This window comes from Arthrobacter sp. UC242_113 (genome assembly GCF_044054585.1).
Taxonomy (GTDB): domain Bacteria; phylum Actinomycetota; class Actinomycetes; order Actinomycetales; family Micrococcaceae; genus Arthrobacter.
Genome location: NZ_CP171968.1, coordinates 52,908 through 79,440 on the forward strand (window position 1 = coordinate 52,908; position 26,533 = coordinate 79,440).

The following is a 26,533-nucleotide window of genomic DNA, read 5'->3' on the forward strand; positions in this document are numbered from 1 at the left end:
AGAACCTTCACTGCTGCATTTCCTCTGCTGCCTCGATATCGATGATCCGGTGGATGGAGAGCACCCGCTCCGTGTCCTTGGCGGGGTCGAAGACGCGGACGCGCCCGCCCGCCACGGAGACCGGAACAACGGTTTCCAGTTTCGCATTACCCAGGCTGTCGACGACGTTCATGACCACTTTTTGCCGGAGCCGGATGGCCTTGTGCAGGGTCTCCAGACCCAGCTGGGTCGCCTCCTCGGCGCCGGCGGCAGCCGGACGGGAGCCGTTGGGGCTGGCTCCGTGCTCCGCACGGCTGCGCAGAATGGCTAGCTGGGCGGCGACGTCGGCGTCGGGAAGGGCGGTGCGCGGCGCGCTGTAGACGGGGCGCCCGGTGCCGGGAAGGGGGACGGTCCGGTTGAGGCGGACGACGGCGGATCCGGCCTCTTCGACGGCAGGGGACAGTCCCAGCCCGCGCAGCACGAGGGCCGTCTGCCGGGGTGAGGCCATGGAGACCAGGACGGTGGGGGCGATCCGGACCAGGCCCAGGGACGAGGCCGCAGCCTCCCGGCAGAGCTCACTGAGCGCAGCTTCGTCATCGCTCTGGATGAAGCTGGCCGCCGCCCCGACCCGCAGCTTGCCGTGCCTGGCGGCTGTGTCCTCCACGAGGTACTGCAGCGGCTGCGGAACGGCGGTGGCGGAGTACCGGCGGAGGAAATCGAGGATGGCTGCAGCGTCCTGGCCCGAGTCCAGGGCGCGCCGGATGGACTCCGCGGAGAACCGGTACGTCGTGGCCGGGCCCTGCCCTTCGGCGTCGGCCATCCGCTGGAGCTGCTCGGCCAGGTCGGGGGCGAGGTAGCCGGGCGCCACCGCGGTCAGGTCGGCCTGCAGGAGCACATGGTTGAGGGCAGCCGGGAGATGTTCGCCCAGGAGGTCCATAGCGTCCTCAGGCGCGTCCGCGGCGATGGCGGCACCCAGCTGGCTGAGCGCGCCGGACCCGATCAGCCCCAGCAGCTCCGCCTCGGCAAGCACGCCGCTGATCAGGGAACTGAACCGCCGCGCCATGCGGGGCTGTGACCACTCGGCACGCAGCAGCACGGCCTCCGCATTGAGCACCGGCGCCGCCCCGTCCGGCACCTCCGCCTCGAGCGTCAGCTCCCGCAGTATCTCCAGGATCCTCTTGCGGATGACGGGCGCGTCGGACCGCTGCGCCTCGGCGGAGAGGGCGTTGACGGTGGCCGCCGGGGCGGGCCGGTGGTTGGCGGGCCCAGCGGGCTGGCCGTTCGTGGGCTGCCCCACGAGTGACGGGGCGCGCTCGCTGGCCAGCCAAGCGGTGACGAGCCACAGCCACTGTTCCTGCCGCGGCAGCCCGAGCCATTCCAGCTGGGGCGGCTGCACCCAGCACGAACTGTCCACGTCCAGCCGGATCAGGCCCGCCAGGGCGCAGAGCTCCAGCATCACCGCGGTGGTGTGATGGTCCACGCGGAGGGTCTCAGCGAGCCGGCGCATCTCGCGGATGCCCACGCCGCCGCTCCGCAGGGTGGCCAGGGGCTGGTCCCTGACCGCCTGCAGCAATTCGCCGGTGAGGCGCAGGGTTTCGGCGATAGCCCCGAGCGCGGCGTTGCGGCGGAGTGCGGCGGTGGTGACGCCGAGCATCGGGGCGGGCGGAGCCAGGGAGAAGTTGTTGATGATGGCGCCGCCGCGCAAGGAAATGCCCACGCTATGCGGCAGTTCCACGTGTGCCGCATCCAGCGGCACCAGCAGGCCCCGGGCCAGCAGCCAGTCGACGGGCCCGACGTCGTGACCTTCAGTGGTGACGGAAGCCTTTCGCTGGGCCTGGGGTACGGCACCCATCGCCCAGTTGCTGAACCGGGCCAGGAGCGCCGTGGTCCGTTCCGGGGCGCCGGCGAGGAGCGCCTGCAGTCCCTCGGGGGAAGAGGTCCAGTGCTGCAGCGCCAGCGCTGCTTCCATTGGTGTGGTGGCCGCCTGCACGGCCGCGCCGCTGCGGTGCAGCTCCGCTACGAGCTGGACAACGCGCTGGGCGAAGGCCGGCTGCAGCCTGACCAGTTCGGTGTAGCTGCGCCCCAGCCCTGCCGGGTAGATCCCGACGACGTCCTTCAGGCTGCTCACCGGAAGATAGAAGCGCTGCCTCTGGGCGCCGGGGCCAGCCCCGTGCGGCGGCTCCGCCCGCTGCACCAGGGCGAGATCGTGCAGCGACTGCAGGAGCTGCTCGATGGCCGCCACAGTTGAACCTGCGATGGCCTTCTTCAGCACCGCGGCCGATGCGCTGTGCCCGGTGTCCGTGTTGGTACACAGGTGCAGGGTCTCCAGCACCTGCATCTGCGGACGGTTCAGGCGCTCCAAGGCCCGCTGCACGCTCACCCGTGCGCTGGCGCGGGCGGCCAGGGCCGGGAAGTCTGGAACGCCGGGGGAGATCAGGTCCGGCCGCGCAGCGAACAAAGCCCGCAGCGACTCGTCGCTGCGTGCCTCCAGTTCCTTGCTGAGCGCTCGAATGAGGGACATCAGTCCAACGTTACCGCCCGCCGGGGCTTCCTGCCCGGCGGCGGGCGGAAACGCCGTTTGCCACCAGCACGAGCATCAGCAGGAAGGCCGCCGGAAGGCCATAGAGTGCCGTTGACGTGATCCACTGCGGCGCCGCCTGGCCCGCAGCGGCCAGGGCCATGACCGCCCCGACTGCTGCGAGGGACAAAACTGCAAGGAGCACTGCGGCCGCCATCAGTGGCCGCCGGATACGCGCGGATGTCATGGACGTAACGCTAACAGCAGTGCCGCGGCCGCGCCTCAAAGCGGGATTAGCCTGCCAGTCAGGATAACCTTGAAGGAACAGACCAACATGGACCAGGCAGTCATACCCTGAACCCGCACATCAGTGCGGATGCGGTGACGGCCGGCCGTGTCCCAGAACGTCAGAACGAAGAAGGTTGATTAGGTGCCTACCGGCAAGGTCAAGTGGTACGACAAGGATAAAGGTTTCGGATTCCTCGCGGGCGAGGACGGACAGGAAGTGTTCCTTCCCAAGTCGGCGCTGCCCGCCGGAGTTACGGAACTGAAGGCCGGCACCCGGGTTGAGTTCGGCGTCGCGGACGGACGCAAGGGCGCCCAGGCCCTGGGCCTGCGCGTCCTCGACAAGACACCGTCCATCGCAAAGGCCAAGCGCCCCAACGCGAGGGATCTTGCCCCGCTGGTGCAGGACCTGGTGACTGTCCTGGACAACCTGTCCGGCACGTTGTCGTCCGGCAAGTACCCGGACGGCAACAAGGGCAAGGCTATTGCCACTGCCCTGCGTAAGGTTGCCGACGAGCTGGACGCCTAGGCCTCCCGATGAACCCGGAACCTGAACAGGCCGAATCCAAGGTGGAACCCAAGGCACCCCGGCGCCGCACCGGTGTCCCGGTATGGCGGACGGGGAAGCCTGACGCCGTGCTGGCCGCTGCCGTGGACGCGGCCCGGACCGCCATCGAAGGCATCGCGAAGGCATCCGAAATCGGGGACCACCTGGCCGCCCGGACCGAGGGTGACCGCGTGGTGACACACCTTTTCGAATCACGGCTTCCGGGGTACCTCGGCTGGCAGTGGTATGCCGTCCTGACACGCAACTCCCGCTCCAAGGTGATCACGGTCAACGAGCTTGGCCTGCTCCCGTCCGAAGACTCGATCCTCGCTCCGGAGTGGGTCCCGTGGGCCGAGCGCGTACGCCCGGAGGACGCACAGGAGCAGGACGAGCAGGAAGCTCCGGGGGAGGCGCCCACTGGCTCTGAAACAGAGCCCGACGCCGAGACAGCGGCTGACGCTGAAACAGAGCCCGACGCCGAGACAGCGGCTGACGCTGAAGCAGAGTCGGACGCCGAGACAGCGGCTGACGCTGAAGCAGAGTCGGACGCCGAGACAGCGGCTGACGCTCAAGAACGCGACTAATCACAACGATTATTGGTTCACAACCACCGACGGCGCCGTCCGGACGCAAGCCCGGACGACGCCGTCGTACTTTAAGTGAAGAGTTATTGTCCAGATAATGGGGCTAAAAGGCCCTCCAACCCCGATTATCTGGACAAAAACTCGAAGCCGGCTGGCTACTTCTTCAGCTCGCCCACCACGTAGTCGATGCACTCCAGCAGGGCGGAGACATCGGACGGTTCGATGGCCACGAAGGTGGCGATACGCAGCTGGTTGCGTCCCAGCTTCCGGTAGGGCTCTGTGTCCACGATGCCGTTGGCGCGAAGCACCTTGGCGATGGCGGCGGCATCGATCGAGTCGTCGAAGTCGATGGTGGCGATGACGTTGGAGCGCTCGGCGGCGTTCGCAACGAACGGGGCAGCGAATTCGGAGGCTTCCGCCCACTTGTAGATGCGGCCGGCCGAGTCGGCCGTGCGGCCGGCGGCGAAGTCAAGGCCGCCATTGGCGTTCAGCCACTGCACCTGGGCATCCAGCGTGACGAGCGTGGACAGGGACGGGGTGTTGTACGTCTGGTTCAGCTTGGAGTTGTCGATGGCGGTCTTCAGGTCCAGGAAGTCCGGGATCCAGCGCCCGCTGGCCTTGACGCGCTCGGCCCGCTCCAGCGCTGCCGGGGAGAAGAGCCCCAGCCACAGCCCGCCGTCGGAGGCGAAGTTCTTCTGCGGCGCAAAGTAGTAGACGTCCGTCTGGGCCACGTCGACATCGAGGCCGCCTGCGGCCGAGGTTGCGTCCACCAACACCAGCGCGCCCTCGTCGGCGCCGTTCACTCGTTGGACGGGAGCAGCGACGCCCGTTGAGGTCTCGTTCTGCGGCCATGCGTACACGTCAACGCCCGCCTCTGCCTTGGGGGCGGGGCAGGTGCCGGGCTCGGACTTGATGATGGAGGACTCGGCGAGGAACGGCGCCTTGTTCGTTGCCGCGGCAAACTTGGACCCGAACTCGCCGAAGGACAGGTGCTGTGCCTTCTCTTCCACGAGGCCGAAGCTGGCGACGTCCCAGAACGCGGTGGAACCGCCGACGCCGAGAACAACCTCGTAGCCTTCGGGGGCACGGAAGAAGGTGCTCAGGCCTTCGCGGACGGATCCCACGAGGTTCTTCACGGGGGCCTGGCGGTGCGACGTGCCCAGGAGCGTCGTGGCGGCCGCCGAGAGGGCCTCGATCTGCTCGGGCCTGACCTTGGAGGGACCGGCGCCGAACCGTCCGTCCTTGGGCAGGAGGTTTGCGGGAATAGTGATGCTGGTGTCGCTCACATTGGCTCCAATTTTCGGCATGGAAGTGCGGTTCGGCTGGGTCGGGGCGATGGCCGGCAGGCACCATGACCGCCACGAAAGACTCTCCTTATTCTGCCCGAAGCGCGGATACCGCGGGAACACGCCCACGTCATAGTCCAGTCACTGAGATGGCCCCCGTCACAGGTCCGCGGATTATCCGGACTAATTCAAAATAGGCTAAGCTGGCACTGGACGTACGGGCAGACAGCCGGTGCTGCGCCGCCGTCATACAGGACCGCCGCTGCAGCTTGCCGGATCCCGGTGCGGCGGGCCCGCGGTACGGTGGGACGGACACAAATACTGGGCTCGAGGAGCTGAGCTGAATGACGGATCTGATCGACACCACGGAGATGTACCTTCGCACCATTCTGGAGCTGGAGGAAGAGAACATCGTGGCGCTTCGGGCACGCATCGCCGAACGTCTCCGCCACTCGGGCCCCACTGTTTCGCAGACCATCGGCCGGATGGAGCGCGACGGACTCGTCGTCGTCTCCGGTGACCGCCACCTGGAACTGACCGAAGTGGGCCGGAAGCGCGCCACCGAGGTGATGCGCAAGCACCGGCTCGCCGAGCGCCTGCTCGCCGACGTGATCGGCCTTGACTGGGCCTACGTTCATGACGAGGCCTGCCGGTGGGAGCACGTGATGAGTGAACGCGTGGAGCGCCGGATATACGAAATGCTGGACCACCCCACGGAATCGCCCTATGGCAACCCGATTCCCGGCTTGGCCGCGCTTGGGGGCCAGCCTGCCCGCCCGTTCTCGGACGGTGTGGTGAACCTGCTCGATGCCATGACCGGCTATGCTCCGGAATCCAGGGTCACCGTGAGCCGTCTGGCAGAACCCATCCAGGTGGAGCCGGAGTTGCTGGTGCAGTTGGATGAAGGCGGGATCCGGCCCGGCGCCGCCGTCTCGCTCGAACGCGTGGGGGAGTACATTTCGGTCCGGGTGCCCGGGTTCGAAGGTGCCCTTGAGCTGCCGCCGGAAGTCGCTGCGCACGTGTTCGTCAGGGTGGGTTAGCCCCGAAAAGCGGCGGTCGGCCGGGTGCTTTGTCCTGTCTGACATCTGCAGGCAGGATGACCCACCTCTTTTGCACAGCGAATATAACGGAATTATTACTGCGTCCCTTAATCGCCTATAGTTAAACAGCAACGCCGATGCAAAAGCGTTACCTGATCTGGAGCCGAACCTTGCCAGCAGATCAGTAGCACGAGTCACCTACTGGCAGGGGCGGGGGAACCACAACCGGCTGTTTCTACAGCCTTGGGGTGAAGTCCGCAGCAGCAAGTCTCTTCCGCAGAAGGAATCCTCCCGGGATACCCCTGTGCCGGAATGGCTTGTCATGGCGGGCCGGGTCTGAACTCTCTGACCCGAATCCGACAGCTAACTTCGCAGGCTATCCAGAGAGGAAGCAGTACTTGTCCATGCAGAATGCCCGGGGCCGCCGCCGCGCGTCCGGTCCCGCTCCTGAGCCGCGCCTCGCGGAGGCCATTGCCGCGGACCGTCCCCGGGACGCCCAGCGCGAAGCGCGCCGCCGCCGTCGGGGTCCGTTCCGGCAGGTTACGGATTTCGCTTCGGCCAGTGGTGTGGGGCAAAAAGCTGGAGTGGCCCTTGCTGCCACCGGCCTGCTGCTGACTGTTACTGTCCCCGCCACGAGCCCCGTCCTGGCTGCCGGAGAGCAGCAGGGAGCGGCATCCGCGTCCGCCGCCGCACCGGCCCAGCCGAAGGTCTCGGCGGAAGCGGCAGCAAAGATCGACTTCAGCCGCACGTCCGTCTCCACCACCGGAGACCCGGACGGAAAGCTTAAGCAGCTCCTGAGTGCCCAGTCTGCCGGCAGCATCAGCCGTGCGGCCTCTGTGGGCACCCTGGGCGGGCCGCTGACCACGCTGGTCAAGTCCTCGCCGTTTGGTTACCGGGTCAGCCCGATCACCGGCGGCGCCGGAGAGTTCCACCGCGGCCAGGACTTCGCCGCCCAGTGCGGCACTCAGGTGCTTGCTGCGGCCAGCGGCAAGGTCACGTTCTCAGGGTGGCATCCGTACGGGGGAGGCAACCGCGTGGTCATCGACCACGGCAACGGCTTGGAGACCACGTACAACCACCTGTCGTCCTCCAGCGTCGAGGTTGGCCAAAAGGTCACCCGCGGTGAGGCGATTGCCCTGAGCGGGACCACCGGCGCCTCCACCGGCTGCCACCTCCACTTCGAGGTGATGGTCAACGGGGAAGTCGTTGATCCCACCCTCTGGCTCTAAGCCAAACCGAGTGAGCACTCTCATTCCTGTGACATGCCGTGACCTGAATGTGACATTCGCTCGGAACTGCTGTACCGTCTAAACCGCGTCAACTTTTCCGAAGTTGACGCTCTTGAGTGGATTGCCTAGCTCTGCCACCGCTCAAGGTCCGTTCGCATTACATCGTCTGGCAGGGGCGGGGGAACCAATTTTGGTCTTCGCAAGAAGGCCTTGGGGTTAAGTCGCAAAGCTTCCCAGGAAGCCGAGCGGCCGGGTGCACTCCCATCCGAATCCGACAGCTCACCTCGCAGGCATTGGGAGAGGCTACCTTCGTGTCTTCACGCCACAATGCCGCGCGCCACCGCGCGCAAACGGTTCGTATGAACCCATTGGACTCCGTGTCCAAGGCGGTTAGCGCCAATGCCGGCACAGTAGGTCGCCAGGCAGCTGTTATCGCAGCCGCTTCAGGTCTCATCCTGAGCGTTGGCATGCCTGCCAACGCAGCCGACGCCAACATTGGTGTTTCCGCCTCCTCGGAGACCGGATCCCAGGCCGCGCAGCTTGCTGTGACCGCCGCGCCCACCGCCACTGTCTCCTTCGAGCGTCCTGCCGTCACCACCGTGGCAGCCCCGGTCGTCGAAACTATTGCTCCGCAGGCGAGCGATGAGGGCCAGGCGGGCGACGTAGGCCAGGCCACCGACGAGAGCACCGGTGCGGCCCAGGCCGTCACCGCCAAGTCCACCGATGGTGCGGCATCCGCCGCGGCGTCCGGACTGGCTGCAATCGCGTACACCGGCATCGGCAACCCCTACGTCTGGGGCGGCACCACCCCCAGCGGCTGGGACTGCTCCGGCTTCACCCAGTGGGTTTACGCTCAGGCAGGCATCAGCATTCCTCGCGTCAACGCATGGAACGCCATGAAGCCCACCTCCACGCCTGCTCCCGGCGACCTGGTCATGCAGAACGGCGGCGCCCACGTGGGCATCTACGTTGGCAACGGCATGATGATCAGCGCGCTGAACCCCTCGGACGGCACTCTGCTGCACGCGGTGTCCGCAACGGGCACGTCCGCTTTTTACACCCTTCGCTAAAAATCCGATTCGAGGCGGGCCGGCTTACCCCCAAGATGCCGGCGCGTCGATAACCCACGTCCTGCTACCGCGGTCCGTGGAACACGAAAGAGAGACATTTTCATGACTACACGTGCGACCATTGCACGGCACCGCGCCGAGGTCACCAAGACCAGCTCGCTGGCTGTCATTGCCAAGGCCGTCGGCGACAACGCCGGTGGCATGGGCCGCCAGGCCGCAGTTATCGCTGCTGCTTCCGGTCTTGTCCTGACCAGCGGCATCGCGGCCAACGCTGCTGAGACCAACGTTCAGCGCGAATCCGTTCCGGCTTCCACGCTGGAAGTCCAGTCTGTTGCGCCGGCCACCATCTCTGCTGCATCCAGCATCGCGATCTCCTACGAGAAGCCGGTGGTCTCCACCGCCCCGGCTCCCGTCGTTGAGGCCCCGAAGCCGGTCGTCAAGGTCCAGGAAGCGGCCCCCGCAGTTGAGGCTGCTCCGGTTGCTGAAGCCACCCCCGCAGTCCAGACCACGGCCGCTGTCGAAACCGCTGCCCCGGCAGCGCCGAAGACCACTGCCGCCAGCGGCAAGGGCGCTGCAATCGCTGCTGCCGCCTACGCGCAGCTGGGCGTTTCCCAAGACTGCACCGCCCTGGCCACCAACGCACTCGCAGCTGTGGGCATCCACTACCACGGCTGGCCGGCAGGCTACCTGTCCCTGGGCCGCACCGTCAGCGCTGCTGAGGCTCAGCCGGGCGACCTCGCCTACTACCAGAACGGCGGCATGGGCCTGGCCCACATCGCTGTCTACGTCGGCAACGGCCAGGCCGTCCACGGCGGCTGGAACGGCGGAACCACCGCACTGTTCAGCGTAAACGTCGGCTCCGGCCCGGTCTTCATCCGCGTCGGCGGCTAAGACACCCAATCGTTACGGAAGGACCCCCGCCAGCATGGCGGGGGTCCTTTTTTGCCTCGTGCCCGCACGAATTTTCGGCGACACGCCATGGTGATGCTTGTGTTCGATTCGCTCATCTGCCTAGTGAGTGTTTACTCTTATGGTGTCGATCCATAGCCCGGACATGCAGAGGGCAGCCGGCCCTCGCGCCTCTGCCGGGTGCGGCCGTGAAGAGGTATGTGCATGCGCACTCTCGTTCTGAATGCTGGATATGAACCGCTGGCGGTAGTGACCTTCCGCCGGGCGCTGGTCCTTGTGCTCACCGGAAAGGCAAGCGTGGTGGCCGAAGGCGACGATCCTGTCGTCGGGCCGCAGGACATCATGGGCCGTCCGTCCGTGATTCTCCTCAACCGCTACATCCGCCCCCGGTACAACATGATCACCGCGGTGAGCAGACGCGGTGTGCTTCGCCGCGACGGCCACCGGTGCGCCTACTGCGGCAAGGCAGCCCACACCATAGACCATGTCCAGCCGAAATCGCGGGGCGGTGCGGACTCCTGGGAGAACCTCGTCGCAGCCTGCCTTCGCTGCAACAACGTCAAGGGTGATCACACGCCCAGCGAAATGGGCTGGAAGCTCCGGTTCGATCCGGCGCCACCGGTGGGCACCATGTGGCAGATCAAGGAGCTGGAAAAGCCCACACCGGCGTGGGATCCGTTCCTGCTTCCGGAAAGAGCAGCCTGACGCTAGCCTGAGCCTTCGCGGCTTACTCTGGGTGGGTGGACTTTGACGCAATAATCTTGGCCGGCGGCCGCTCCTCGCGACTGGGCGGCTCACCCAAGTCTGCCCTGATGTACGACGGCGCTACCCTCCTTGAGCGCTCCCTCGCGGCTGCCGCGGGTGCCCGGCACACTGTTGTGGTGGGACCTGAGGCGGCGGGCATTCCTGGTGAAGTCCTCACCGCGCGTGAGGATCCTCCTTTCGCGGGTCCGGCGGCGGCAATCGCGGCCGGCCTGGCCGCGCTCCGGGGTGCAGACCTTGCGGGCATGGTGCTGGTTCTGGCGTGCGACATGCCCCGCGTGGGCGATGCTGTCCGCGCCCTCGTGGACGCTCTCCCCGGCGCGGGCGCCGACGGCGTCATGGCGGCATCCGCAGACGGGCGGCTGCAGCCGCTGGCGGGTTTTTATGGCACAGCTGTGCTGGAACGCGCCGTGCAGGCTGCCGCCGCAGGCAACGCCCTGGTGCACGGGTCAGTCTTCGCCCTCCTTGCTAGTCTTGACGTGCAGGCTGTGGTTGTCCCTGCCGGCTCCACCGACGACGTGGACACCTGGGACGATGCGGCTGCGTTGGGAGTAGCTGTCCGGGAGCAATGACCCGCATTCCGGACCGCCGTAAATTTGGAGGCAGGCATGAAAAGCCAGGACGAAACGCTTGAGGAGTGGTGCCGTCTGCTGCTGCGGGCCTTCGAGCTCGAGGACGTGGACGTGGACATCAACGAGGTGTTGTCCGTTGCGGGAGTTGCCGCGCACTCCGTGGTGCGTCCCGCCGCCCCGCTGACCACCTTCATAGCAGGGCTCGCCACCGGCCTCAAATGTGCTGCGGGCCAGGCCCCGGACGGTCACGCCATGCAGGGCGCCATGGACGTGGCCCGTGCCGTTGCCAAGGCCTACGCCGCCGATGAGGCGCAGGCTGCTCCCGGTACCCCGGCCGCAGGCACCGCTGGAACTTCGGCCCCCACCGGGACCCCGGGGGAATGACAGCCGCGCCCGGGCACCGCTCTACCGACCCATACTCCACCGGGGACGCAACCTCCACCGGGGATGCACCCGCTGACGACGACGCACCTGCTGCCGCGTCCGACGTCGAGCCTGCCTCCGAAGCCGGGCCTGCGCCCGTCGCCGGACCCGGTGCCGATATCCAACCCGGCGCCGGCGCCGAATCCGCCGCAGGCGAGCCGGACGCACAGGGCGAGCCGGACGCGCCGGCGAAGCATCTGGCGCACACCTGGGCGGAGGCCCGGCAAGCCGCCTTCGACTGTGCTGCGCCGATACCCGCAGCACCCGTGCCCCTGCGTGACGCCGTGGGCCGGACCCTGGCCGCGGACATCACCGCCCACCAGGACATGCCGCACTATGCGTCGTCGGCCATGGACGGCTGGGCGGTTAACGGAACCGGTCCGTGGATCCTGGCCGAGCCGGGGCAGCGTCTCGCACCGCATGAGGCGAGCGTGATTGTGACGGGCGGACTGATTCCGCCGGGCGCCAAGGCGGTGCTGCGCACCGAGAGCGGTGCGATGTCCACGGACGACGACGGCCTGCCTGTCCTGACGCTGGGAGGCGCGGCCCGGCCCGGCGAACCGCGGAACGGCCAGCACATCCGGAAGGCTGCCGAGGAGGCAACTGCCGGGGATGTGCTGGTCAAGGCCGGCGTCGTGCTGAATCCCGCCCATGTGGCCCTCGCCGCCCTGGCGGGCTACGACGAGGTCGAGGTGCTCGGCAAACCGGTGGTGAAGCTGGTGCTGACAGGATCCGAGGTGGTGGAGCAGGGGCTGCCCGAGCCCGGGCGGGTGCGTGACACGTTCGGGCCACAGCTGGCCACAGTGGTGGAGATGCTGGGCGGCCTTTGCCGTGAACAGGTCCGCATCGGCGACAGCTACACGGAATGGCTGGAGGGCCTCGAGGATTCGGGCCTGCCTGAGGCGCTGAACCTGCCGGCCGACGTCGTCGTCACCACCGGCGGCACGGGCCGGTCCGGCACCGACCACTTCAGGCGTGCCGTGGCTGACCTGGGCGGACGGCTGATCATTGACGGCGTGGCAATGCGGCCCGGACACCCCGCCGTCCTCGCCGAACTTCCGGACGGGCGCTTCGTGCTGGGGCTGCCGGGCAACCCGCTGGCGGCCATGATGGCCTTGTCCACGGTGGGCGCGCCGCTGCTGGCTGCCCTCGGACATGGCCAGCTGCCGCCGGTCCGGGAAGTCCCCTCCGGCACCATGCTCGAGCCCGAGCCTGGCCGCACACGGCTGATGCCCTTCCGGCTCCTTTACGGCATGGCCTCGCCGGCGCAGCACACCGGCCCGGGCATGATGCGCGGACTGGCGTCGGCCGACGGCGTCCTGGTGGTGCCGCCGCACGGCGTGCAGCTCGGCGAGATGGTGCCGGCTTTCGCGCTGCCGTGGGGCCCGGCCATCCCTGAGCCCAAGACCGCCGAAGCCAAACCCAAGAGCCCGGCGCGGAAGTCTGCATCCCGGGCGTCCGCCAAACAGGGAGCCCAGAGCGGGCCGGTGGACTGGAGTGCCCTGCTCGACTGAAGTGCTGCTCGACTGAGGTGCAATGATGGAGGCATGAACAGCCACTCAGCGCGGAGTCTCGCATGGGCCGTGTAACGCAACGACGCAGGGTCTACCGCTACGTCCTGGACGGCTCGGCCGCGGCATTGGAGTTCCCGGTCCGGCACCGCGAGGACGTGCTCGCCGTGGAGGAACCGCTCGAGATCCGGCTGGGCAACCTTTCCTACTCCGTCACCATGCGGACGCCCGGGGACGACTTCGACCTGGTGGCGGGATTCCTCGTCTCCGAGGGCGTCATCTGGGACGCCGATCAGCTAATCTCGCTCAGGTTCTGTGCCGGCGAAGACGAAAACGGGATCCAGACATTCAACGTGGTCGAAGCCCAGCTGCGGCCGGACGTGCCACTGCCGGACACCGGGCGGCACGTCTACACGTCCAGCTCGTGCGGGATCTGCGGCACGGACTCCATTGAATCGGTCACCAAGTCCTCGCACTTCAACCCCGCCGCCGACCCGCTCACCGTTCCGGTCGAGACGCTTGCCTCCCTGCCGGACAAGCTGCGGGAGGCGCAGGCCGTCTTCGAGGCGACCGGGGGAGTGCACGCTGCCGGACTCTTCAGGATTGACGACGACGGCGGTGCGGAGCTGCTGTGCCTCCGGGAGGACGTGGGCAGGCACAATGCGGTGGACAAGGTGGTTGGCTGGGCCCTGCGCGAACGGCGGCTGCCGCTCACGAACACCATGCTCCAGGTGTCGGGGCGGGCCTCTTTTGAGCTGGTGCAGAAGGCTGCACTGGCGGGCATTCCGGTGCTCGCCGCGGTCAGCGCTCCGTCCAGCCTTGCGGTGGAGCTGGCCGAGTCCACCGGCGTGACGCTGGCAGGGTTCAGTCGGGGAACCAGCCTGAACGTCTACGCAGGTGCAGGCCGCATCTCCACGCCTTCGCCGGTGGCGCAGTAGGGGCATGCCCCCTTGGCGGCCGGACGCCCACGCAGTAGATTTTATCCATCGAATGGAAACGTTGATCCGCTCATGAGGCAGCTCATCTGCCCGGACCCCAAGCTGACCGCGAAGCCCATGCCCGCACGAAAGCCAGCACAGCCCGCTTCAGCTTTCACGTACTAAAGAGGTACACATTGCACGACGACCGCCGGATCACGGAAGTCCGCCTGGACCGCTTTCTCCGCGAACGGATCACCCCCGCCATCTACGGGCGCAGCGTGCCCCTGGACCTGACCAGCTGGGACGTTCCGGATGAGCCCGTCCCGGTTCTGGAGGCCCTGCGCCAGGACTTCGTGCCGCAGGAACACGGTGCCGCCTGGGGGCGCCCGTGGAGCACAAAGTGGCTGCGCCTTCAGGGAGAGGTGCCGGATGCCTGGGGAACCGCGCCGGATACCGAGGTGGAGATCGTGGTGGACCTCGGGTTCACCACGGAGATTCCCGGCTTCCAGTGCGAGGGAATCGCCTGGCGCCCGGACGGCAGCATCATCAAAGCCATCTCGCCCCGAAACCAGCACATCCCGCTGAAGCTCCTGGGCAGCGGGCTCGCCGTCGACTTCTATGTGGAGGCAGCAGCCAACCCCGATGTTGCCCAAGGCTGGAGCTTCGCGCCGACTCCGTACGGGGACAAGGCCACCGCGGGCAACGAACCGCAGTACCGGCTGGGCAGCATCGCCATCGCCGAGCTGAACCGGGCAGTGTGGGAGCTCCAGCAGGACGTGCTGACACTCAGCGGCCTGATGCACGAGCTGCCCACCGAACTGCCGCGGCGGCACGAGATCCTCCGCGCCCTCGAACGCATGATGGACATCATGGACCCGGACGACGTCGCCGGCACAGCGCCCGCCGGGCGCGCGGCGCTGGCGGAGGTGCTGGCCAGGCCTGCCTACGCCTCGGCCCACCAGTTGCTGGCCACCGGGCATGCGCACATTGATTCGGCCTGGTTGTGGCCTGTGCGGGAGACCATGCGCAAGTGCGCCCGGACCTTTTCCAACGTGGTTGCCCTCATGGATGAGGACCCGGACTTCGTGTTCTCGTGCTCCTCCGCGCAGCAGCTCGCCTGGATCAAGGAATACTACCCGGAGCTCTTCGCCCGTATCAGGGAGAAGGTGAAGTCCGGCCAGTTCATTCCCGTGGGCGGCATGTGGGTGGAGTCGGACACCAACATGCCTGGCGGTGAGGCCATGGCCCGGCAGTTCGTCGAAGGCAAGAGCTTCTTCCTCAAGGAGTTCGACGTCGAGTGCATGGAAGCGTGGCTACCGGACTCCTTCGGGTACTCGGCAGCCCTGCCGCAGATCGTCAAGGCCGCCGGCAGCCGCTGGTTCCTGACGCAGAAGATCTCCTGGAACCAGATCAACCGGATGCCGCACCACACCTTCAACTGGGAAGGCATTGACGGCACCCGCGTCTTCACGCACTTCCCGCCGGTGGACACCTACAACTCCGAACTAAGCGGCCGGGACCTGGCGCACGCCGAGCGCAACTACCGGGACCACGGACACGGCACCATCTCGCTCGTCCCCTTTGGCTATGGCGACGGCGGTGGCGGACCGACGCGGGAGATGGTCGCTGCCGCGCACCGCGCGGCGGACCTGGAAGGGTCGCCGAAAGTCCAGATCGGCACGCCGCGCAGCTTCTTCGAGCAGGCCGAGGCAGAATACAAAGCGCTGCCGGTCTGGGTGGGGGAGATGTACCTGGAGCTGCACCGCGGCACCTACACCAGCCAGGCCAGGACCAAGCAGGGCAACCGGCGGTCCGAGCACCTCCTGCGCGAGGCGGAGCTGTGGTGCGCCACTGCCGCTGTCCGCTCCGGCGGGGAGTACACGTACCCCGCGGCCGAGCTGAAGCGGCTGTGGCAGCTGGTCCTGCTGCAGCAGTTCCACGACATCCTGCCCGGCAGCGCCATCGCCTGGGTGCACCAGGACGCCGAACGCAACTACGCCGCCGTCGCCAAGGGGCTGGAAGCCCTCATCAGCGAGGCGGCCGCGGCCCTCCTGGGGGAGGGGACGCAGGAGTTCCTGCTCAACGCCAGCCCGCATGCCCGCCTGGGAGTCCCGGCCCTCGCGGCCGCTGTGTCATCGGCAACCCAGGATGCCGCGGCCACCCAGGGTGCTGCGGCAACCCTGGACGCAGCGACGGACGGGGAGGCACCGACGGACCGGGAGGCAGTTCAGGCAACGCCCCTGGACGGCGGCTTTGTCCTGGACAACGGAATCATCCGCGCCGTACTGGATGACAACGGGCTCCTGGCGTCGCTGCAGGACCACGGGACAGGCCGCGAAGCCATCGCACCCGGCCAGTTCGGAAACCACCTGGAACTGCACCGAGACACCCCCAACGAATGGGACGCCTGGGACATCGACGAGTTCTACCGGCGCAACGTCACCAGCCTGACCGACGCAGCAGAGGTGAGGCTGGAGCGGAACGGCGGGGACGCCGTCGTCGTGGTGGAACGGCTCACCGGTTCCTCCCGCATTACCCAGCGCATCACCCTGGCGGCGGGCAGCCCTTCCCTGGGCATCTCCACGGAGGTCGACTGGCAGGAGCGCGAGAAGCTGCTCAAACTGGGTTTCCCGCTGGACCTGAGGGCGGACCGGTCGGCGGCGGAAACCCAGTTCGGTCACGTCTTCCGGCCAACCCACGTGAACACCTCGTGGGAGGCGGCCAAGTTCGAGATCTGCGCGCACCGCTGGATCCATGTGGCCGAACCCGGGTACGGCGTGGCCATCGCCAACGCCTCCACATACGGGCACGACGTCGCCCGAACTGTCCGGAACGACGGCGGGACCACCACCACCGTCAGGCTCTCGCTGCTGCGCGCTGCCAAGTTCCCGGACCCGCAGGCCGACCGCGGCCGGCACGTGCTGGACGTCTGGGTCCGTCCGGCAGCGGGAATCGCCGAGGCCGTGGAGGAGGGCTACCGTGCCAACCTCGCGCCGAGGACGGTGCTCGGCGCTCACCCGGCCGAGGCGCTGGTTACGGTGGACAACCCGGCCCTGGTGGTCGAAGCCGTCAAGCTGGCCGAAGACGGCTCGGGAGACGTCATCGTCCGGCTGTACGAATCACTCGGCCAGCGCTCGGCCGGGCGCCTGACCGCCAACTTCCCGGCCACGGGCATCCAGGCAGTGGACTTGCTCGAGCGGCCGGTCGAGCCGACGGGTGTGGTGGCCGGGGCGGACTCCGCGGAACTCACGCTGCGGCCGTTCCAGCTGGTGACCCTGAGGCTCACGCGCCGCTGACGGCCCATCCGGGGTGCCCCCGCTGCCGGCGTCATTGATTTACCAAATAGGGCCGCTTGTGGCGGAACGGTCCCGCGAATTGCCACAAAGGGCCGCTCAGCTTGCTGCTGGGGGCCCTTCTCGGCAAAACAGTCAAGGCCAGGGCGCCAACAGCAGGCAGCTGCGGCTAAAGGCGCTCAGAACTCGTGCAGCAGCCGCCGGACGAACTGCCGCGTCCGCTCCTGCCGCGGCGCCCGCAGGACCTCGGCGGCCGGGCCGCGCTCCACCACCAGGCCGCCATCCATGAAGATGACCTCGTCTGCCACCTGGCGGGCGAAGGCAAGCTCGTGGGTGACGATGACCATGGTCCATCCCTCGTCGGCCAGTTCCTGGATGACGCCCAAAACGTCACCGACGAGCTCCGGGTCCAACGCCGAGGTGGGCTCATCGAAAAGCAGCAGCTGGGGCTTCAGGGCCAGGGCACGCACAATGCCCACGCGCTGCTGCTGACCGCCGGAGAGCTCGAACGGGTAGGCGTCGCGCTTGTCCGCCAGCCCCACCCTCGCGAGCAGCTTTTCGGCCTCGGCCACGGCCTCGGCCCGCTTGCGCTTCTGGACCTGGACCGGTCCTTCAATGACGTTCTGCAGGACGGTCATGTGCGGGAACAGGTTGTAGTGCTGGAACACCATGGCGCTGCGGTCCCGCAGGTCCGAAATCTCCTTCTTGGAGACCTTTGCGGAGAAATCCAGCGCGAGCTCGGGTCCCGCGGAGGTGCCGGGACCCGCAAAGGTGACCGTCCCGGCGTCGGGCGTCTCCAGCCCGTTCAGTGAGCGCAGCACGGTGGTCTTGCCCGAACCCGACGGCCCGATCAGGGCCACGACGTTCCCGCGGCGCACGTCGAGGTCGATGTCCCGCAGCACCACGTTGCTGCCGAACGCCTTCGCGAGGTTGCGGACCGACAGCACCGGCCGGCCCTGCGATGCGGCGCCGGGGGGCGCCGCCTGTGCTGCTCCGTCAGTGGGCGACATAGCGGTCCAGTCTCCTTTCAAGCACGGACTGCCCGGAGGAGAGCGCCAGGCAGATGATCCAGTAGACCAGGGCCGCCTCGAGATACAGCACCATGAACTCCTGGCTGAACGCCGCGATCTGCTGGGCGTTGCGGAACAGCTCCGTGACCAGGATGAGCGAGGCCAGCGACGTGTCCTTCACCAGCGAAATGAAGGTGTTGGACAGCGGCGGCACCGACACCCTCGCGGCCTGCGGCAGGATGATGCGGCGCAGCGACTGGCCCCGGGACATACCGATGGTGTGGCCGGCTTCCCACTGGCCCTTGGGCACCGACAGGATGGCGGCCCTGATGACCTCGGCGGCATAGCCGCCGATGTTCAGCGAAAAGGCGATGATGGCGCTGGGCCATGGATCAAGCTTCACACCCAGGCTCGGCAGGCCGTAGAAGATCACGAAAAGCTGCACCAGAAGCGGGGTGCCGCGGATCACAGAAACGTAGAACCGCGCGATAGCGGACACCACGGCGTTCCGGCTTAGCCGCATCAGCGCCACCAGCAGCGCCAGAGCGAGGCCGATGGCGAATGAAGCGAGCGTCAGCGGAATGGAGCCGGTGATGGCGCCCGTGACAATGGGGCCGAAGGAGCTCCAGACGAGATCCCAGTTCAACGGCATCTACTTGGAGACGTCGGTGCCGAAGTACTTCTCGGAGATCTTGGCCAGCGTCCCGTCAGCGCGGAGGTCGTCCAGCGCCTTGTCTACCGCCTTCGTGAGCTCCGTGGAGCCCTTCCGGAACACGAAGGCGCTTTCAGACTTCTCCGTGGTTTCGGCGGCGATCTTCAACCCGGCGTCCGGATTGGTCTTCGCGTAGTCGAGGTAGGTCAGCTTGTCATTGACGATGGCGTCCACGCGTCCCTGCCGGACCAGCGTCACGCCCTGGGCCCAGCCCTCCACGGACTGCACATTGGCGCCCGCGTCCACGGCCAACTTGTAGAAGTTGCTGGTGAGCGACTGGGCTGTGGTCTTGCCCTTGAGGTTCTCAAAGCTGGTAATGCTTCCGTTGTCCGCCTTCGTCACGATCACGCCCGTTGAGACGGTATACGGCTTGGAGAAGTCGTACTTGGCCTTTCGTTCGGCATTGATTGAGATCTGGTTGGCGATGGTGTCGAACCGCTTGGCGTCGAGGCCGGCGAAGATCCCGTCGAACTGGGTTTCCTGGAAGTTGGCCTTCACACCCAGCTTGTCGGCCACGGCCCGGGCGATCTCGACGTCGTAACCGGTCAGATCACCGGCTCCCTCCGCGTGAAAGCTGAACGGCTTGTACGTGCCCTCGGTGGCGACGACAATCTCGCCCTTGGACTTCACATCGCTGAGCGAGGTGTCCGAGCTGCTGGCAGCCGGAGCCTGGGAACCCCCGCCGCCGCTGCCACCGCCGCAGGCCGTCAAAGCCAGTGCCAGTCCGGCGAGGGTGGCTGCAAGAGCGGAGCGGCGGGAATGGACACGGTTCATGGCGGGTACCTTCTTCTTCAGGCTGCGGCGGTAGGCATCGCGGCGGCCGGATCCGGTCCCCGCGATGCCAGTGCCTGCAACGCATTGGCAAAGACCTTTATTTCGCCATCATACGGGGGCTTAAACTTGCCCTTAAAAAGGCTGAGTGGGGGCGGTCCCCAACGGCCGCCACCACTCATCCCCCCAATGTGTGATCCGGCAGGCGCCACAGCTTGTGAGCCAGGCAGCAACTGCTTTCACACATTCATGATTCTCTCACGGTCTAATGATTTTGTGAATCCCGGTTTGCTACCTTCCGGTAGATGACGTTCCGTGACCTCCGCGGCTGGCGGCTTTGACGCGCGCCAGCCAGACCAGGACGAGGCCCGAGATGTAGAAAACCACCGCCCCGTTGTTCACCGCCGGCGCGAGGACGAGGAGCTGGGGAGGAGCGAATTCAAGGCAGAGGCCGGCCACAGTGGCCACCGCTCCGGCCGCCATCAGGGCCGCCCCGGTCCTGACGAGCGGCGGCAGGCTTTCCTTGACGCTGCGGAGCAGGGCAGGGAGCAGTGCCAGCGAGACGTACGCCAGGTAGCCGCGCGCGGCGGCCCAGTAGTACGGCAGCAGGACCTCATTCCTGGCGCTGGCCGCGGCGGCGTCCCTGAAGCGCGTTGACGAGGCGGCGGGGTCCATCAGAAGGAAGACCGTAACGAGGGCCGCTGAGAAAATCGCGAGCATGGCCAGCCCCGGACGCCCGGCGATCATGCGGTGGGCGTCAGGGGCACCAAACCCCTTCGTGACGCGGACAGCGATGAGGTAGATCGTGGCGAAAACAATTAGGCGCAGCAGGACGTGGGCAATGTTGATGCCGCCGAGGGCACCGTCGATGGCCACGTAGAACTGTTCGATGCTCAGGACCCCGGCGGCCGTCGCCAGCAGGAAGATGAAGAACAGGGTGGGGTTCACGCCGCGCACTGCGCTGGGGAGCCGGGCCAGGGCGGCACCGGCGCATACAACCAGTGTTATCCACGGGAGAATCTCGCTCATACCAGGTTCTCCCAGATTCTTTCGGTCTGTTCCTGGTCCTGCTCCTGCCGCCGCAAAGTCTTGCCCAGCGCCTGCAGGCGTTCGCCGGACAGGGCGGCTAGGTCGCCGTCGCTGAGCCGGTCCAGGGCCGCCTGCCGTGCGCCCGGCGGCCAGCCTGCTTCCGCTTCGCTCACCAGCCCCGTGGCCACCAGTCCGCCGGCCAGTCCGACGCCGGCGGCCCGGGAGGTGGCGACGGCCAGTTCCGGGGCGAGCCGGTTGGCGGTCAGCTGGGCGGAGTAGTTCTGCGGGGCGACGCCGGTTGCGGCGGAGACGCGGTGGCGGAGTTCGCCGTCGTCGATCGCGTCCACCCAGTTCTTCACCGAGGTGCCATGCGGCGGCGGGCTGAGTTCCGGCCGGCACGGGCCGGTGGAGCCGGTGCCGGTGGGGCCTGTGCCGGTGTGGCCCGCCGGTGCGGTGCGGACAATGACGGCCCGCAGCAGGTCCACGGTGGCGATTTGGCTTACCAGTTCCTTGTCGGAAGGCGGCAGGGAGGAACTGGCGAGGTCGCTGTAGGTGTCAAAGGTGGCCAGTGCGGCGACCGGATTGATGTTGTAGGCCCGGCTGATGCTCACGACTGTGGTCTCGGCAACCTTTCCTCGCACCAGTTGCTGGGCGAGGGTGGTGCGCTTGACCCCGGAGACCCTGCAGATGTCGGCCGTGCTGGTATCCGGTGCCACGCCATTTAGCCAGCGCTGGAATGCTTTGGCGGGGAGGGGCATGAAACGCTCTCTGCTGAACGATTGATGGAACGATACTAGCGGCGTTCGGCGGGCAGCGGCCGGTGCCTCCGGCCGGCCCGGCCGCTGGCCACCCAGATGAGTGCCAGGCCGACGACGAAGCACAGGATGGCTGTGTAGTTGACGAGGAAGCGCAGGAACCCCAGCCCCGGGGGGACGAGGGGGAACAGCAGCGAAAGGGGGATCGCGATGCTGCCCACTGCCAGAAGCGCCGCGCTCATCCGGAGCAGCACGGGCAGCGGGCTCCGGATGGCCCGCAGCATCCCCGGCAGGATCGCGAGGCACACGTACGCCGGATAGGCACGACCGGCGGCGCCGTAGTACTCCACGAGGAGGGCGTTCTGCTGATTCTTGGCCGCAACGTGTACCAGCCCCGCCGACGATCCTGACGTGTCCATCAGGGCAAAGCAGACCACCAGCACGGCAGAAATCAGTCCCAGTGCAAGCATGCCGGTGCGGCCCCGTATCAGCTGGATTCCGCGGCTGTCCCCGAACCCGGCGGCAATTCGAAGGGCAAGGAAAAAGATGGCCCCGAAGATGATGAAGCGCAGCAGCAGGTTGGCCACGTTCGCACCGCCAAGCAGGCCATCGATCGCCAGGTAGGGCCCGTCGATGCTGAGCAGGATGGCCAGTGTCAGTAGCGCCAGAGCGTAGAAAATGGACCTGTTCTTCCGGCGGATCAGGTTCGGGATTCTGCTCAGCGCGGCCGCGCCGGACGCGATCAGGGTGGTCCACTGCAGGATTTCAATCATCCGAGGTTCTCCCAGATCGTTTCGGTTTGTCGTTGGTCGTGTTCTTGCCGCCGCAAGGTCTTGCCGAGCGCCTGGAGGCGTTCGCCGGCCAGAACGGTCAGTTCGCCGTCGGTCATGCTGTCCAGGGCAGCTTGCCGGGCACCGGGCGGCCAGCCGGCTTCGGCTTCGGTCACTAACCCGGCGGCCACCAGACCGCTGGCGAGTCCGACGCCGGCGGCCCGGGAGGTGGCGACGGCCAGTTCCGGGGCCAGCCGGTTGGCGGTCAATTGCGCTGAATAGTTTTGGGGAGCGACGCCGGTGGCGGTGGAGACGCGATGCCGGAGCTCGCCGTCGTCGATCGCGTCCACCCAGTTTTTCACCGAGGTGGCATGCGGCGGCGCGCTGAGTCCGGGCGGCGCAGTGCCTTTATCTGTGCCTGTGCCTTTATCTGTGCCGGCGTCCGGCTTGGTGCGGGCGATGATGGCGTGCAGCAGGTCCACGGTGGCGATCTGGCTGACCAGTTCCGGCAGCGTCGGCGGGATCGCCGGATTTCCCAGATCCCGGTATGGCTCAAAGGAGCCCAGCGCTGCCACAGGATTGATGTTGAAGGCCCGGCTGATCCCCACCACGGTTGCCTCGGCCACCTTGCCGCGGACCAGCTGCTGGGCCAGGGTGGTGCGTTTGACCCCTGACGCCCTGGCCACATCAGCCACGCTGGCGTCCGGCGCGACGCCGTGCAGCCAGCGCTGGAAGGCCTTGGCGGGTAGGGGCATGGAACGCTCTCTGCTGACGGGCGGGCGGTGCGAAGTGGCGGCCCGCCGGCCTTGATTTTACGTAGCGCGCCGCTTCAACTATGCTAAGTGGTCGAACCCGCTGGTCCGTACACCCCCCAAGTCCGGACCAGCGGGTTCTTTCATGCCCGCCTGATTTTTCGGGTGAAAACGGGCAGCGGTGAGAGGATGGATTGATGACTGCAACCCTTGTTGCGAAGGACCTTTCGGGCGGTCATGATCACCGCACCCTCTTCTCCGGGCTGTCCCTCACGGTGGCTCCCGGGGACGTTGTTGGCGTGGTCGGCGCCAACGGTGCAGGCAAGTCCACACTGCTGCGGCTCCTGGCAGGGGTTGACCAGGCACAGGACGGCACGGTCAGCCTCGCACCGGCCGACGCCTTTGTGGGCTGGCTGCCGCAGGAACACGAACGGCTCGCCGGAGAAACCGTCGCCGCCTACATCGCCCGCCGCACCGGCTGCGCCAAAGCCACCGCAGAGATGGAGTCCACGGCCGAGGCCCTCGGCTCGGGAGCTCCCGGGGCCGACGATGCCTACTCGATGGCCTTTGACCGGTGGATGGCCTCCGGCGCCGCGGACCTGGACGAACGGATCGCGCCAGCCCTCGCGGACCTGGGCCTGGACGTCGGCCCCGACGCCGAAATGACCGGGCTGTCCGGTGGCCAGGCCGCGCGCGTGGCGCTCGCCGCCCTGCTGCTGAGCCGCTTCGACGTCGTGCTCCTGGACGAGCCCACCAACGACCTTGACCTGGACGGACTGGCCAAGCTGGAAGCCTTCGTGCAGGGGCTTCGCGGCGGCGCGGTGCTGGTCTCCCACGACCGCGAGTTCCTGGCCCGCTGCGTGACCTCCATCGTGGAGCTGGACCTGGCCCAGAACTCGGTGGCCGTGTACGACGGCGGCTACGAGGCCTTCCTGGAGGAACGCGCCGTGGCCCGCCGGCACGCCCGCGAACGGTACGAGGAATTCGCCGCGACCAAGGCCGACCTCGTGTCCCGCGCCCGCACCCAGCGGGAATGGAGCTCCCAGGGCGTCCGGAACGCGATGAAGAAAAACCCGGACAACGACAAGATCCGCCGCGCCGCCAGCACCGAGTCCTCTGAAAAGCAGGCGCAGAAGGTCCGGCAGATGGAATCGCGCATCGCCCGCCTGGACGCGGTGGAGGAACCCCGCAAGGAGTGGCAGCTGCAGTTCAGCATCGGCCAGGCGCCCCGCTCCAGCTCTGTGGTGGCAACGCTCCGCGACGCTGTCGCCCGGCAGGGCAGCTTCACCCTGGGGCCGGTGAACCTGCAGCTCAACGCCGGTGAGCGGATCGGCATCACCGGGCCCAACGGTGCCGGCAAGTCGACGCTGCTCCGGCTGCTTCTGGGAACCCAGGAACCGGACTCCGGCGACGCTTCCCGCGGAGTCTCCGTGGCCGTCGGCGAGATCGACCAGGCCCGCGGGCTGCTGGCCGGACACCTCAGACTGGCTGACGCCGTCGAAGCCGTCCTGACCGACTACACCTCCGCCGAGGTCCGCACCCTGCTGGCGAAGTTCGGCCTCAAGGCGGACCACACCGCGCGCACCGTGGACTCGCTGTCGCCGGGGGAGCGGACCCGCGCCGCCCTGGCCCTGCTGCAGGCCCGCGGTGTGAACCTGCTGGTCCTGGACGAGCCCACCAACCACCTGGACCTCCCCGCGATCGAGCAGCTTGAGGAAGCACTGGAAAGCTACGACGGCGCCCTGCTGCTGGTCACCCACGACCGGCGGCTGCTGGAAAACGTCCGCCTGGACGTGCGCTGGAACGTGGACAACGGCGTCGTCACCGAACTGGCGGCAGGCAAGATGGAGCAAAACAAATGAGCATGGACGGCGTCGCCTGGCGCTCGCTATACAACATCACCCGGGCCAAGAGCGGCTCGCGGCCGTTCTCCAAGGAGACCCTGAAGCGCGTCATGGGCTTCGCCCGGCCGCACCGGGGACGGCTGATCGCGTTCGTGGCCGTCTCCGTCGCCATGGCCTTCCTGGCCGTGGCTACTCCGGTCCTCGCCGGCCAGGTGGTCAACACGATCGTTGCCCGCGCCGATGCCGGCGAGGTGATCCGCCTCGCGGCCATGATCGCCGGCGTGGCCGTGGCCGAGGCGGCCCTGGGCATGGTAAGCCGCTGGTTGTCCTCCACCATTGGCGAGGGCGTCATCGTGGACCTCCGCACCAAGGTGTTCGACCACGTCCAGAGAATGCCCATCGCGTTCTTCACCCGGACCCGCACCGGCGCGCTGGTCAGCCGCCTGAACAACGACGTCATCGGCGCGCAGTCAGCCTTTGCCGGAACCCTGTCCGGCGTGGTCAGCAACGTGGTGGCCCTCATCCTCACCCTTGTGGTGATGCTGAATACCTCCTGGCTGGTCACCGTGCTGGCCATGATTCTGCTGCCGATCTTCCTCATCCCCGCCCGGCGGATGGGCTCCCGGCTGGCGGACCTGCGCCGCGAGGCGGCCGAGCACAACGCCGCCATGGGCACCCAGATGACCGAACGCTTCTCCGCCCCCGGCGCCACCCTGGTCAAGCTGTTCGGCCGGCCCGACGAGGAATCCCGCGAGTTCGCGCTTCGCGCCGGCCGGGTCCGCGACATCGGCGTGCGGACGGCCATGCTCCAGTTCACGTTCGTGACCGCGCTGACGCTCGTCTCCGCCCTGGCCCTCGCCCTGGTCTACGGACTGGGCGGCTGGCTGGCGATCGGCGGGCAGCTCGCCCCCGGCGACGTCGTGGTGCTGGCGCTGCTGCTTACCCGCCTGTACGCGCCGCTCACCGCGCTGTCCAACGCCCGCGTGGAGATCATGAGCGCCCTGGTCAGCTTTGAACGGGTCTTCGAAATCCTGGACCTCAAGCCCCTCATTCAGGAAAAGCCGGGTGCGCTGGCCGTCCCGCCCGGTCCGGTGGCCGTGGAGTTCGACGACGTGCGCTTCTCCTACCCCTCGGCGGACAAGGTCTCGCTGGCCTCGCTGGAGGAGGTCTCCACGCTGGACACCCGCGGCGGCGAGGAAGTGCTGCACGGCCTCAGCTTCCGGGTGGAACCGGGACAGACCGTCGCCCTTGTGGGGTCCTCCGGTGCCGGCAAGTCCACTGTGGCCCAGCTGCTGTCCCGGCTGTACGACGTCGACTCCGGCGCCGTGCGCCTCGGCGGCACCGCGCCGGCCTCCGGCCTGGACGTGCGCGACCTGACCTTCGATTCCATCCGCGCCACCCTGGGCATGGTCACCCAGGACGGGCACCTGTTCCATGAAACCATCGCCTCGAACCTCAGGCTCGCCCGTCCGGAGGCCACCGACGAGGACATGTGGGCGGTGCTGCGCCAGGCCCGGCTCGAAGCCATGATCCGTTCCCTTCCCGACGGCCTGGAAACCGTGGTGGGGGAGCGCGGCTACCGGCTCTCCGGCGGCGAACGCCAGCGGCTCACCATCGCCCGGCTGCTGATCGCCCAGCCCCGCGTGGTCATCCTCGACGAAGCCACCGCCGCGCTGGACTCCACCAACGAGGCCGCCGTGCAGGCGGCGCTAGGGGCGGCGCTGGAAGGCCGCACCGCCGTTGTCATTGCCCACCGGCTCTCGACGATCCGTGCCGCCGACGCCATCCTGGTGGTGGAGGACGGCCAGATCGTGGAACGCGGAACACACACCGAGCTGCTGGCCGCCGACGGCCGCTACGCCGAGCTCTACCGAACCCAGTTCGCCGAGGCCACAGCCGTAGCGGAGGAAGCGGTCCCGGAGTACTGACGCTTCTTCGGGCGCCCATCGAGGCGTGAGATCT

The 26,533-nt window shown here is 67.6% G+C and carries 24 protein-coding genes and 2 riboswitches; of the genes, 14 read left to right on the forward strand and 10 right to left on the reverse strand.

Annotated features, from left to right (window positions below):
- Positions 1 to 7: 7 nt before the first annotated feature.
- Entirely contained in the window at positions 8 to 2,500 is a 2,493-nt protein-coding gene (locus tag ACHMXB_RS00230; protein WP_395401721.1) for a helicase-associated domain-containing protein, read from the reverse strand.
- A gap of 10 nt (positions 2,501 to 2,510) precedes the next feature.
- Complete coding sequence (locus tag ACHMXB_RS00235) at positions 2,511 to 2,744, reverse strand: hypothetical protein (RefSeq protein WP_395401723.1); 234 nt, start codon at positions 2,742 to 2,744, stop codon at positions 2,511 to 2,513.
- Positions 2,745 to 2,927: 183 nt separating this feature from the next.
- Between ACHMXB_RS00235 and ACHMXB_RS00240 the strand changes: the two genes are divergently transcribed.
- Both ACHMXB_RS00240 and ACHMXB_RS00245 read left to right on the forward strand, forming a co-directional pair.
- Positions 2,928 to 3,311: a cold-shock protein gene (locus ACHMXB_RS00240; RefSeq protein WP_395401725.1), complete on the forward strand. Its 384-nt coding sequence runs from the start codon at positions 2,928 to 2,930 to the stop codon at positions 3,309 to 3,311.
- 8 nt (positions 3,312 to 3,319) lie between these two features.
- Positions 3,320 to 3,913, forward strand: a complete 594-nt coding sequence (locus tag ACHMXB_RS00245) for a DUF3027 domain-containing protein (RefSeq protein ID WP_395401727.1) — start codon at positions 3,320 to 3,322, stop codon at positions 3,911 to 3,913.
- 155 nt (positions 3,914 to 4,068) lie between these two features.
- Here ACHMXB_RS00245 and serC read toward each other — a convergent pair whose 3' ends face one another.
- Positions 4,069 to 5,199, reverse strand: coding sequence for a phosphoserine transaminase (gene serC, locus ACHMXB_RS00250; protein WP_395401729.1), 1,131 nt, complete (start codon positions 5,197 to 5,199; stop codon positions 4,069 to 4,071).
- A 344-nt stretch (positions 5,200 to 5,543) separates the two neighbouring features.
- Between serC and ACHMXB_RS00255 the strand changes: the two genes are divergently transcribed.
- The 10 genes from ACHMXB_RS00255 to ACHMXB_RS00300 all read left to right on the forward strand — a co-directional run bounded on the left by ACHMXB_RS00255 (position 5,544) and on the right by ACHMXB_RS00300 (position 16,931).
- Positions 5,544 to 6,239 (forward strand): metal-dependent transcriptional regulator, encoded by a 696-nt coding sequence (locus ACHMXB_RS00255; RefSeq protein WP_395401731.1) that lies wholly within the window; start codon positions 5,544 to 5,546, stop codon positions 6,237 to 6,239.
- A gap of 151 nt (positions 6,240 to 6,390) precedes the next feature.
- Positions 6,391 to 6,632: riboswitch (cyclic di-AMP (ydaO/yuaA leader) on the forward strand.
- Between the two features lie 11 nt (positions 6,633 to 6,643).
- Positions 6,644 to 7,468, forward strand: a complete 825-nt coding sequence (locus ACHMXB_RS00260; RefSeq protein ID WP_395405037.1) for a M23 family metallopeptidase — start codon at positions 6,644 to 6,646, stop codon at positions 7,466 to 7,468.
- A gap of 122 nt (positions 7,469 to 7,590) precedes the next feature.
- A riboswitch (cyclic di-AMP (ydaO/yuaA leader) is annotated at positions 7,591 to 7,775 on the forward strand.
- A 160-nt stretch (positions 7,776 to 7,935) separates the two neighbouring features.
- Complete coding sequence (locus tag ACHMXB_RS00265) at positions 7,936 to 8,538, forward strand: C40 family peptidase (RefSeq protein ID WP_395401733.1); 603 nt, start codon at positions 7,936 to 7,938, stop codon at positions 8,536 to 8,538.
- Between the two features lie 102 nt (positions 8,539 to 8,640).
- The gene (locus tag ACHMXB_RS00270) at positions 8,641 to 9,429 is read left to right on the forward strand and encodes an NlpC/P60 family protein (protein ID WP_395401735.1); all 789 of its coding nucleotides are present in this window, start codon (positions 8,641 to 8,643) and stop codon (positions 9,427 to 9,429) included.
- 222 nt (positions 9,430 to 9,651) lie between these two features.
- A complete protein-coding gene (locus ACHMXB_RS00275) occupies positions 9,652 to 10,152 on the forward strand; it encodes an HNH endonuclease (protein WP_003804664.1) in 501 nt (166 codons plus the stop codon).
- Between the two features lie 35 nt (positions 10,153 to 10,187).
- A complete protein-coding gene (locus ACHMXB_RS00280) occupies positions 10,188 to 10,781 on the forward strand; it encodes a molybdenum cofactor guanylyltransferase (RefSeq protein WP_395401737.1) in 594 nt (197 codons plus the stop codon).
- Positions 10,782 to 10,817: 36 nt separating this feature from the next.
- Complete coding sequence (locus ACHMXB_RS00285) at positions 10,818 to 11,165, forward strand: DUF6457 domain-containing protein (RefSeq protein WP_395401739.1); 348 nt, start codon at positions 10,818 to 10,820, stop codon at positions 11,163 to 11,165.
- Positions 11,162 to 12,718 (forward strand): molybdopterin molybdotransferase MoeA, encoded by a 1,557-nt coding sequence (locus ACHMXB_RS00290; protein WP_395401741.1) that lies wholly within the window; start codon positions 11,162 to 11,164, stop codon positions 12,716 to 12,718. Before ACHMXB_RS00285 ends, ACHMXB_RS00290 begins: the two co-directional genes overlap by 4 nt.
- 62 nt (positions 12,719 to 12,780) lie before the next feature.
- Positions 12,781 to 13,653, forward strand: a complete 873-nt coding sequence (gene fdhD, locus ACHMXB_RS00295; RefSeq protein ID WP_395401743.1) for a formate dehydrogenase accessory sulfurtransferase FdhD — start codon at positions 12,781 to 12,783, stop codon at positions 13,651 to 13,653.
- A gap of 176 nt (positions 13,654 to 13,829) precedes the next feature.
- Positions 13,830 to 16,931 (forward strand): alpha-mannosidase, encoded by a 3,102-nt coding sequence (locus ACHMXB_RS00300; protein WP_395401745.1) that lies wholly within the window; start codon positions 13,830 to 13,832, stop codon positions 16,929 to 16,931.
- 176 nt (positions 16,932 to 17,107) lie between these two features.
- On the opposite strand, the gene ACHMXB_RS00305 is transcribed toward ACHMXB_RS00300, so the two are convergent.
- The 7 genes from ACHMXB_RS00305 to ACHMXB_RS00335 form a co-directional block, all read right to left on the reverse strand.
- Positions 17,108 to 17,938: an amino acid ABC transporter ATP-binding protein gene (locus tag ACHMXB_RS00305; protein ID WP_395401747.1), complete on the reverse strand. Its 831-nt coding sequence runs from the start codon at positions 17,936 to 17,938 to the stop codon at positions 17,108 to 17,110.
- Positions 17,925 to 18,590 carry an amino acid ABC transporter permease gene (locus tag ACHMXB_RS00310; RefSeq protein WP_395401749.1) on the reverse strand — a complete coding sequence of 222 codons (666 nt, stop codon included), beginning with the start codon at positions 18,588 to 18,590 and terminating at the stop codon, positions 17,925 to 17,927. The genes ACHMXB_RS00305 and ACHMXB_RS00310 overlap by 14 nt, the downstream gene beginning before the upstream one ends.
- Positions 18,591 to 19,424, reverse strand: a complete 834-nt coding sequence (locus ACHMXB_RS00315) for an amino acid ABC transporter substrate-binding protein (RefSeq protein ID WP_395401751.1) — start codon at positions 19,422 to 19,424, stop codon at positions 18,591 to 18,593. It lies immediately after the preceding gene.
- A gap of 288 nt (positions 19,425 to 19,712) precedes the next feature.
- Positions 19,713 to 20,450 carry a hypothetical protein gene (locus ACHMXB_RS00320; RefSeq protein WP_395401753.1) on the reverse strand — a complete coding sequence of 246 codons (738 nt, stop codon included), beginning with the start codon at positions 20,448 to 20,450 and terminating at the stop codon, positions 19,713 to 19,715.
- Positions 20,447 to 21,208 carry a hypothetical protein gene (locus ACHMXB_RS00325; RefSeq protein ID WP_395401755.1) on the reverse strand — a complete coding sequence of 254 codons (762 nt, stop codon included), beginning with the start codon at positions 21,206 to 21,208 and terminating at the stop codon, positions 20,447 to 20,449. The genes ACHMXB_RS00320 and ACHMXB_RS00325 overlap by 4 nt, the downstream gene beginning before the upstream one ends.
- A gap of 35 nt (positions 21,209 to 21,243) precedes the next feature.
- A complete protein-coding gene (locus ACHMXB_RS00330) occupies positions 21,244 to 21,978 on the reverse strand; it encodes a hypothetical protein (RefSeq protein WP_395401757.1) in 735 nt (244 codons plus the stop codon).
- Positions 21,975 to 22,730, reverse strand: a complete 756-nt coding sequence (locus tag ACHMXB_RS00335) for a hypothetical protein (RefSeq protein WP_395401759.1) — start codon at positions 22,728 to 22,730, stop codon at positions 21,975 to 21,977. Before ACHMXB_RS00335 ends, ACHMXB_RS00330 begins: the two co-directional genes overlap by 4 nt.
- Positions 22,731 to 22,924: 194 nt before the next feature.
- On the opposite strand from ACHMXB_RS00335, the gene ACHMXB_RS00340 reads away from it, so the two are divergent.
- Complete coding sequence (locus ACHMXB_RS00340) at positions 22,925 to 24,589, forward strand: ABC-F family ATP-binding cassette domain-containing protein (RefSeq protein ID WP_395401761.1); 1,665 nt, start codon at positions 22,925 to 22,927, stop codon at positions 24,587 to 24,589.
- Positions 24,586 to 26,499 carry an ABC transporter ATP-binding protein gene (locus tag ACHMXB_RS00345; protein ID WP_395401762.1) on the forward strand — a complete coding sequence of 638 codons (1,914 nt, stop codon included), beginning with the start codon at positions 24,586 to 24,588 and terminating at the stop codon, positions 26,497 to 26,499. The genes ACHMXB_RS00340 and ACHMXB_RS00345 overlap by 4 nt, the downstream gene beginning before the upstream one ends.
- Positions 26,500 to 26,533 lie beyond the last annotated feature (34 nt).